Source organism: Agromyces humi (genome assembly GCF_009720255.1).
Classification (GTDB): Bacteria; Actinomycetota; Actinomycetes; order Actinomycetales; family Microbacteriaceae; genus Agromyces; species Agromyces humi.
Genome location: NZ_WJSP02000647.1, coordinates 1 through 1,195 on the forward strand (window position 1 = coordinate 1; position 1,195 = coordinate 1,195).

The following is a 1,195-nucleotide window of genomic DNA, read 5'->3' on the forward strand; positions in this document are numbered from 1 at the left end:
AGCCGGACGATCGGCCCGCCCAGGACGTGCACCGCGGACGCGCGTCTCTTGAACTGCGCAAGCGGCTCTTCCTGTCGCTGGCGCGCACGAGTGAGCGCGGTCGCGTCAAGGACATCTAGCGATTCTGCCTGTGGCAGGCGGGCGCGCGCGCCGGCGTGCAGGTCGTCAACGAGCCCGGCGCGTGGAACTTCAGCGACCTGCACACGTCGGATCCCGCTCAGCCCCGCTTCTACGAGGCGGTGTTCGGGTGGGAGTTCGCCGACCTCGGCTTCGCCACCCTCATCCGGTGCCCCGGGTACGGCGACCACCTCGCGGCGACGGTCGACCCCGACATCCGGCAACGACAGGCGAGCGCGATCACGCCGCCGAAGTTCGAGGACGCGATCGGCTGGCTGGCGCCGGCCCATGACGGCGAACCACCGCACTGGCACGTCACCTTCACGGTCGCCGACCGCGACGAGGCCGCGTCGACCGCCGAGCGCCTCGGCGGCACCGTGCTCGCCTCGACCGACACGGACTGGACGCGGGAGGCGCTCATCCGCGACCCGCAGGGCGGCGTGTTCACGGCCAGCCGGTTCGTGCCGCCCGAGCGGTGAGCCCCCGCCGCCGAACCCCCGACTCGCCGCTTTGGAGGGTCGAAGGCGAACTGGTATCGTTGTCTGTTGGCTTCCGTGTGGGTCCCACCCCGCACGATTCGCCGGTGAGGCCCCTCTACCTTCATCGGCACATCCGGTACCCACACACGAACGAAAGATACCCACGTGGCAAACATCAAGTCGCAGATCAAGCGCATCCGCACCAACCTGAAGGCGCAGGAGCGCAACAAGGCCGTCAAGAGCGAGGTCAAGAGCGCCGTGCGCGCCGCCCGCGAGGCGATCGCCACCGGCGACAAGGACAAGGCGACGACCGCCCTCCGCAACGCGACCCGCAAGCTCGACAAGGCGGCCAGCAAGGGCGTCATCCACAAGAACCAGGCAGCGAACCGCAAGTCGGCCATCGCGAAGCAGGTCGCCGCGCTCTGACGCATGACCGTTGACGAAGGCCCCGCACGATGTGCGGGGCCTTCGTCGTTCCTGCGCCGGCCGCGCACCCCGTGCGAGGCCTCGTCGACCGCGGTCGGATGCCGCGTCAGGGAGCCGCGCGACCGCGGGCGGAGATCACGCCGATGAGCCGCTCGAGCGCGAACACGGGGTCG

General features: G+C 70.3%; 2 protein-coding genes. Both read left to right on the plus strand.

All coding sequences use genetic code 11. The features are described from left to right. Nucleotides 1–155: 155 nt before the first annotated feature. Entirely contained in the window at nt 156–596 is a 441-nt protein-coding gene (locus GH736_RS23190; RefSeq protein ID WP_235934654.1) for a VOC family protein, read from the plus strand. 165 nt (nt 597–761) lie between these two features. Next, complete coding sequence (gene rpsT, locus GH736_RS23195; protein WP_159607402.1) at nt 762–1,022, plus strand: 30S ribosomal protein S20; 261 nt, start codon at nt 762–764, stop codon at nt 1,020–1,022. Nucleotides 1,023–1,195: the final 173 nt, after the last annotated feature.